Origin of the sequence: Cobetia sp. MC34 (assembly GCF_018340035.1) — a bacterium.
In the GTDB taxonomy this organism is placed as follows: Bacteria; Pseudomonadota; Gammaproteobacteria; order Pseudomonadales; family Halomonadaceae; genus Cobetia; species Cobetia amphilecti.
On record NZ_JADPPY010000062.1, the window covers coordinates 1 to 6,260 of the forward strand.

The following is a 6,260-nucleotide window of genomic DNA, read 5'->3' on the forward strand; positions in this document are numbered from 1 at the left end:
ACGACAGAAGAGCAGCATTTGGGCATGATTCAGCGAGCCGTTACGGCGTAGATAGCGCCCCTGGTGCGAGAACCCAACGGCCAGCCACTTCAAGCCGCCCGATCAGGGCACTCGTGAATAAGGCGGGCTCAAGCCCGCTCTGTTGCTCCCGCTGCTCGCTCTCCTCCCGGCCACCCAGTCCATGGCCACCGAATTGCGCATGCTGTCCAGTTACGACCAGACCACTGCCTACTCCCGCGAGATTGCCCAGCGCTTCATCAAGGAAGTCGAAGCCAACAAGGCCGCCGACCTCACCATCAAGCTGACCGGCCCGGATGTGGTGCCGCCCTTCGAGCAGCTGCAGCCTGTCGCGGCCGGTGTCTTCCAGCTGCTGTATACCCACGCCGCTTACCACACCAACACCACCGGCGTCGGCGCCGCGATGGATGGCGTGGCGGTGAATCCGGAACAGACGCGCGAATCCGGCCTGTGGGACATGGTCGATGAGCACTACAACGGCCTGGGCCTCAAGCTGATCGCGATTCCGCCGCTGGGCAGCCACGGCTTCCAGTACGTGCTGAAGGAGCCGATCACCGGTACGCCGGGTCTGGATGGCCGTCGTCTGCGCGGCAGCCCCACCTATACCAACGTCACCAAGGGCCTGGGCGGTACGCCGGTGCTGATGTCCAGTGGCGATGTCTATTCCGCGATGGACCGTGGCGTGATCGACGGCGCGGCCTGGGGCCTGAATGGCGTCAAGGACATGGGCTGGCAGGAAGTCGCCGGCTACTACTCCAAGCCGACCTTCGGTCAGACCTACAACTTCGTGCTGATGAACCTGAACGCCTTCAACACCCTGTCGCCGGAACAGCAGCAAGTGCTGCTCGACGAAGGCCGTGAGCTAGAAACCGAGATCGTCCCGATCCTGGATGAGCTGGCAGTCGAAGAGTGGAAGGCGCTGGACGAAGCCGGCATGCAGCCTACCGAATTCGCACCGGAAGACGCAGAGCGTCTGGATGCCCTCGTCTCCGACGGTATCTGGCAGCTGGGCATCGACAAGACCCCGGACACGGTGACCGCCATGCGTGAACTGGCGATCGAGAAGAACCTGACCACCGTCAGCGAGTAAGGAATCCACCATGCTAACCCTGCTTGCACGTGTGCATGACGGCGTGACGCGAGCAGGCTTCCTTCTGGGCGGTGTCACCTTGTGTGGCATCGTCCTGTGCTTCTGGCTGGAAGTCATCGCGCGCTACTTCTTCAACTCTCCCACCCTGTGGTCCGGCGCGATGGTGGCTTACCTGCTATGCCTCTCGATTTCGCTGGCAACGCCGGAACTGGCACGCACCCACGGCCATATCGCCATCACCGTGCTGCCGGAGCGCCTCGGCCCTGCCGCGCGCGCCTTCTATGATCGTCTCCTCGCCCTGGTGACCGGCGCTGTCTGCGCCGTGGCCGGTTGGATCTGCGTGCAGGAAAGCCTGCGTCAGTTCAATTACCACACCACCACCGCCATGGGCCTCGACATTCCCAAGTACTGGGTCTCCAGCTTCATCGCCTACGCGATGATCAGCGCCGCCCTGTACTTCCTGCGCCACGCCTTCACCAGCGCGACGCCCCCGGCTACCGCCGCCAGAAAAGGACCCTGAGTCATGGAATGGTATACCTCTCTGGGCCTGGCCATCGCCTTGCTGATGGGCCTGTTTGCCCTCGGCATCCCCGTCTTCGCCGCCTTCCTGACCATCAACGTGCTCGGCACGCTGTGGTTGATGGGCACCGCCGGTTTCGGCATGTTCGCCAACAGTGTCTACGACAGCATGACCTCGGAGACGCTGACCACCATCGCGCTGTTCGTACTGATGGGGGAGCTGCTGTTCCGCTCCGGCTCCATCGATGTGATCTTCGACTCGCTGGATGCCCTGATGGGCCGCATGAAGGGTCGCCTCTACTTATTCGTCGTCGCCCTCTCGACGCTGTTCGGTGCCCTGTCCGGCTCGGCGCTGGCCGTGACCGCCATGCTCAGCCGCTCGGCGCTGCCGACCATGCAGGAGCGAGGCTATGACGACAGACTCTCCATCGGCCTGATTCTGGGCGGGGCGAGTCTCGCACCGATCATCCCGCCGAGCCTGTTGGTGATCATCATCGGCTCGATGGTGGATGTCTCCATCGCGCGCCTGCTGATCGCGGGTATCCTGCCCGGCATCCTGCTGGCCGCGCTGTTCATCCTCTATGTGAAGGTACGCATCACGCTGGACCCGCGCCGCGCGCCGCCCGTCGATGAAAGCGGTGGCGGCACGGCCCAGGAGAAGCGCCGCGCCGTGATCAACATGCTGCCGTTCACCATCATCATCTTCGCCGTGCTCGGCCTGATTCTGCTCGGCATCGCCACGCCGTCCGAATCCGCCGCTACTGGCGTACTGGGCTCGCTGGTAGTCGCGGCCTACTACCGCAAGTTCTCGTTCAAGATGGCCGGCGAGGCGGTGATGTCCTCGCTCAAGGTCAGCACCATGATCATCCTGATCCTGGCGTGTTCGAAGCTGTTCTCGCAGCTGTTGAGCTTCACCGGCGCCACCAGCGGTCTGGTGAGCAGCGTGACCGGGCTGGATCTTGATCCGGTGTGGATGCTGCTGATCCTGATGCTGATTCCGCTGATCGCCTGCATGTTCATCGATCAGATCGCCTTCATGATGGTGGTGATTCCCATCTACGCGCCGCTGGTCAAGCTGTATGGCTTTGATCCGGTGTGGTTCTGGACGCTGTTCCTGATCAACATCTCGGTGGGCAGTCTGACCCCGCCCTTCGGCTACAACCTGTTCGCGGTGAAAGGCGCCGCCCCGGCGACGCCGATGCAGACCATCTACGCCGCGGCCTGGCCGATCGTCATCTGCTTCCTGTTCGCGATGCTGATGCTCTACTGGGCCCCGTGGCTGACGACCTTCCTGCCCAGCCTGATCTGACCGACCACGACGAGAGACTTCCATGTACCAACTCAATGACATGCCAGCGCAGGTCGCGCCTGAACGGCTGGAACAGCTCCGCCAGTGCGAGACGGCCACCATCGGCCACTTCCACACCCAGGGCTTCGTCGAACCGGCGATTGCCAGCATGCTGCCCGAGGTGCGCATCGCCGGTACCGCCGTCACCGTCTCGCTGCCGCCGGAAGACGGCACCCTGCTCAACCACCTGATGCGCCTGGTGCGTCCGGGCGATGTGCTGATCGTGCATCGTCAGGGCGATCGCCACCGCGCCTGCTGGGGCGGCGTGATGACGGAAGTCGCCTCGCGCCTCGGCGTGGCAGGTGTGGTGATCGACGGCATGGCCACCGATGCGCTGACCATTCGCGACAAGCAGTTCCCGGTCTGGAGTCGCGGTGTCGCCTCGCTGACCACCCGCTTCGCCGGTATCGGCGGCGCGCTCAATGTGCCGGTCAGCATCGGCGGTGTCGTCGTCAATCCGGGCGATGCCATCCTCGCCGATGAAAGCGGCGTCATCGTGATGGCTCCCGAGGAAGTCTCGGCCATCGCCAGCCACGCCATCGAGGTGCAAGAAGCGGAAGAAGTGCTGCTGGCGAAGATCGCCGACGGCGCCTGCCTGCCGGACCTCACCGGCTCCAGCAAGCTGATCGAGGAAGTGAATGCACGCGGTTGATCAGTTCGCTTGATGCGCTTGCGAGACGCTGTTTCTTTGGAAAGACGCTGACTCTTTAGAGAGACGCTGAAAACAAAAAAGGCCACCAGATTTCTCTGGTGGCCTTTTGGGTTCTGACAGGGTCTGTATGACACGGTCAGTTTGACACGGTCGGTCGGACACGGTCAGTCCGACGCGGGCTGAGGGCTGCCCATCACTGATGGGTGATCACCGCCTCACAGCTGACCGGAAAATTCAGCGAATTGGCGATGAAGCCCAGCGCGTGCGCTCGATGGTGCAGCTCATGGGCGAGCGCGATATCGTCACCGGCGGCCAGCGTGATCTCTGGGCGCAGCACGATGGAGGTGAAGCGTCCCGCCTCGCTCTGGCTCTCTGTCTGAGTCTTGTCATCGGCGGCGGGCGCACCTTCCTGCATCGTGCCCTCGGCGCGGTCGTGATAGCTCATGACACGAATGCCGGCCTCTGCACACAGATGCAGATACCACAGCTTGTGGCAGGCCGAGACGGAGGCCACCAGCATGTCTTCCGGATTCCAGCGGCCAGCGTCGCCCCGAAAGGCGGGGTCGGCGGAGCCTTCCAGGCTCGGCTTGCCACTGACACGGGCCACGAAATCACGCTCATAGGCGGTGTAATGGCGGGTGCCATCGCCGCGATTGCCGGTCCACTCAAGTTCAACCGAATACTGGTGTCGTCTGGACATCGTTGTCTGCTGCTCTCTCACAAGGGGAACCGCGTGCGTCGCATGACGCGCAGTCTGATACTTCTGTCTGATTAGGCATCTAAACAGCGTCAGCACGCAAGAAGTCACCGTAGGCCGATGATAGGATTGAGTCGATCGCACTCTGACAGGATGTCACGCATGGCGTTTGCCGTAACACGCTCCTTTGGGGCAATTCCCGGGCTGGCTGCCGCCGCCCTGACGCTCGGACTGGGCCTGAGCCTGGGCTTATGTCTCATTACCCCCGGTGCCTCGGCACGCGCCGAAGCCGCACAGTTTCGCCCCACGCCCAAGGTCATCAATACGCTGAGCAGTACCTACGGCTTCGTCATCGCCCAGGACATCACGCTGTCACGCATCGCCGATGAGTATCCCGGCCTCGCGCCGGATGCCGAGCTGGCCTCCGCCTACTTCAAGAATGCCTTCCCGAATATCACCCATCGTCTGGCGGAAAACCTCGCCACCCTGATGGGCAAGGACCACGCGCGCGAAGTGCTGGAGGGCATTCGCCGGCAGATAAAGAAGGAACTGGATTCGCAGCTGACCAGCGACAAGCTGACCAGTGACTTCGCGGCCCGCTTCATCGAGGCCATTCATCTGCGCGCCCAGGGGGAATACCTGCCCTCGCCGTTCAAGGAATTCCTGCTGGCAACCAAATATCAGATCGAGCCGGTATACGAGCTGTACGATGGCTATTTCCAAGAATTCCACACCAAGGGCCACGCCAAGTCGCTGGGCATCAACCTAGCACTGCACCTGCCCGCCTCGTGGTCTGCCGCCGATGGTCGCCTGCCGCATATCGTGCAGAAATGGCAGAGTCAGGCGGGTACCGGCACCGACATGATCATCCTCGAGATCTATGATCTGCATGGCGACACCGTCAGCGACGCGCAGCTCAAGGTAATGGCCGCCACGGACCAACTGGCGCAATGGGCGCCCATCAACAGCCAGATGCTCGACTCCGGCCTGACCCGAGTGGATCACCGTCAGGTCTACTGGTTCGATATCGCCATGACACAGCGACACCAGGGCACGCCCTTCACCTCGCAGACCCGCGAATACGGCCTATTCCTCGACGACAAGCTGATCCGCCTGCACTGCACCAGCTATCACCCCACCGCCGACGGCACCACCTACGCCAAAGCCAAGACAGACCTCGCCGTCGATGACGGCTTCAGCGAGATCAAGCCGCTATGTGAAGGGGTGATGGGGAGTTTGGTGGTGATGGAAGGCCATTCAAACTAGAAAGATGTATCTGTAGGGTGCCGGATGATCGGATTTCACAACGAAGCTATCCTTTGTTAGCCTCGCGTGAGCTCATCAAGCAATTTATTCAGGAAAGGCTTCATGGACATCAAGCTGCATAAGCAAGCGACGACGACACCGAAAATTCGTGCCGACATCCAAGCAGCTCCTGCCGGTATGACCAACAAAGATCTTGCTCGTCAGTTTGGGGTCAGCGTCTCAACTATCCAGCGCTGGCGTCATCGTGATGATGTCCTGGATCGTTCCCACACACGTCATAACCTACTGGCGACTCTGACCTCAGAGCAGGAAGAGATAGTCATCGCCGCTCGTGAGTTACTACGGCTGGGACTCGATGATCTACTTGTCGTTGCTCGTGAATTCCTGAACCCCAAACTGTCACGTTCCGCGCTTCAGCGCATGCTCAAACGGCGTGAAGTGCCAACTCTCGCCAAGCTGGCACGTCGAGACGCGGAAGGCGACGAGAAGCCTAAGCATCGGCCTTTCAAGGATTATGAGCCCGGGTATGTGCACATAGATATCAACCCGGCTTATTCATGAGGCCGACCTGAAAACGAAGATGGCGAGTGGTTTTCTCTTGTAGAATCAGGATGTTCCTGCCAGAACACGATTCAAGAGGACCACTCGCCATGGGTGAAACCCTAACGAC

6 protein-coding genes and 1 pseudogene are annotated in these 6,260 nt (G+C 61.5%); 6 read left to right on the forward strand and 1 reads right to left on the reverse strand.

The features are described from left to right. The first annotated feature begins 181 nt into the window (after positions 1-181). The 4 genes from dctP to IZU87_RS16860 are packed head-to-tail and all read left to right on the forward strand — an operon-like array spanning position 182 to position 3,627. Positions 182-1,108 carry a TRAP transporter substrate-binding protein DctP gene (gene dctP, locus IZU87_RS16845; protein WP_213115309.1) on the forward strand — a complete coding sequence of 309 codons (927 nt, stop codon included), beginning with the start codon at positions 182-184 and terminating at the stop codon, positions 1,106-1,108. Positions 1,109-1,118: 10 nt separating this feature from the next. Then, positions 1,119-1,628: a TRAP transporter small permease gene (locus IZU87_RS16850; protein WP_213115310.1), complete on the forward strand. Its 510-nt coding sequence runs from the start codon at positions 1,119-1,121 to the stop codon at positions 1,626-1,628. A 3-nt stretch (positions 1,629-1,631) separates the two neighbouring features. After that, positions 1,632-2,936, forward strand: coding sequence for a TRAP transporter large permease (locus IZU87_RS16855; RefSeq protein ID WP_213115311.1), 1,305 nt, complete (start codon positions 1,632-1,634; stop codon positions 2,934-2,936). Positions 2,937-2,958: 22 nt separating this feature from the next. Next, positions 2,959-3,627, forward strand: a complete 669-nt coding sequence (locus IZU87_RS16860; RefSeq protein ID WP_249330715.1) for an RraA family protein — start codon at positions 2,959-2,961, stop codon at positions 3,625-3,627. A gap of 193 nt (positions 3,628-3,820) precedes the next feature. Here the strand turns inward: IZU87_RS16860 and IZU87_RS16865 are convergent, their stop codons facing one another. Further along, a complete protein-coding gene (locus tag IZU87_RS16865) occupies positions 3,821-4,327 on the reverse strand; it encodes an OsmC family protein (RefSeq protein WP_213115312.1) in 507 nt (168 codons plus the stop codon). A 159-nt stretch (positions 4,328-4,486) separates the two neighbouring features. Between IZU87_RS16865 and IZU87_RS16870 the strand changes: the two genes are divergently transcribed. Both IZU87_RS16870 and IZU87_RS16875 read left to right on the forward strand, forming a co-directional pair. Further along, complete coding sequence (locus IZU87_RS16870) at positions 4,487-5,590, forward strand: hypothetical protein (protein ID WP_213115313.1); 1,104 nt, start codon at positions 4,487-4,489, stop codon at positions 5,588-5,590. Positions 5,591-5,692: 102 nt separating this feature from the next. Further along, positions 5,693-6,133 (forward strand): annotated as a pseudogene (locus tag IZU87_RS16875) (helix-turn-helix domain-containing protein); the annotation flags it as partial. Positions 6,134-6,260 lie beyond the last annotated feature (127 nt).

Excerpts from the sequence above, each read along its gene's own strand:
- IZU87_RS16865 (WP_213115312.1), bottom strand. The coding sequence starts at position 4,327 with ATGTCCAGACGACACCAGTATTCGGTTGAACTTGAGTGGACCGGCAAT.
- IZU87_RS16855 (WP_213115311.1), top strand. The coding sequence starts at position 1,632 with ATGGAATGGTATACCTCTCTGGGCCTGGCCATCGCCTTGCTGATGGGC.
- IZU87_RS16850 (WP_213115310.1), top strand. The coding sequence starts at position 1,119 with ATGCTAACCCTGCTTGCACGTGTGCATGACGGCGTGACGCGAGCAGGC.
- IZU87_RS16870 (WP_213115313.1), top strand. The coding sequence starts at position 4,487 with ATGGCGTTTGCCGTAACACGCTCCTTTGGGGCAATTCCCGGGCTGGCT.
- IZU87_RS16860 (WP_249330715.1), top strand. The coding sequence starts at position 2,959 with ATGTACCAACTCAATGACATGCCAGCGCAGGTCGCGCCTGAACGGCTG.
- dctP (WP_213115309.1), top strand. The coding sequence starts at position 182 with ATGGCCACCGAATTGCGCATGCTGTCCAGTTACGACCAGACCACTGCC.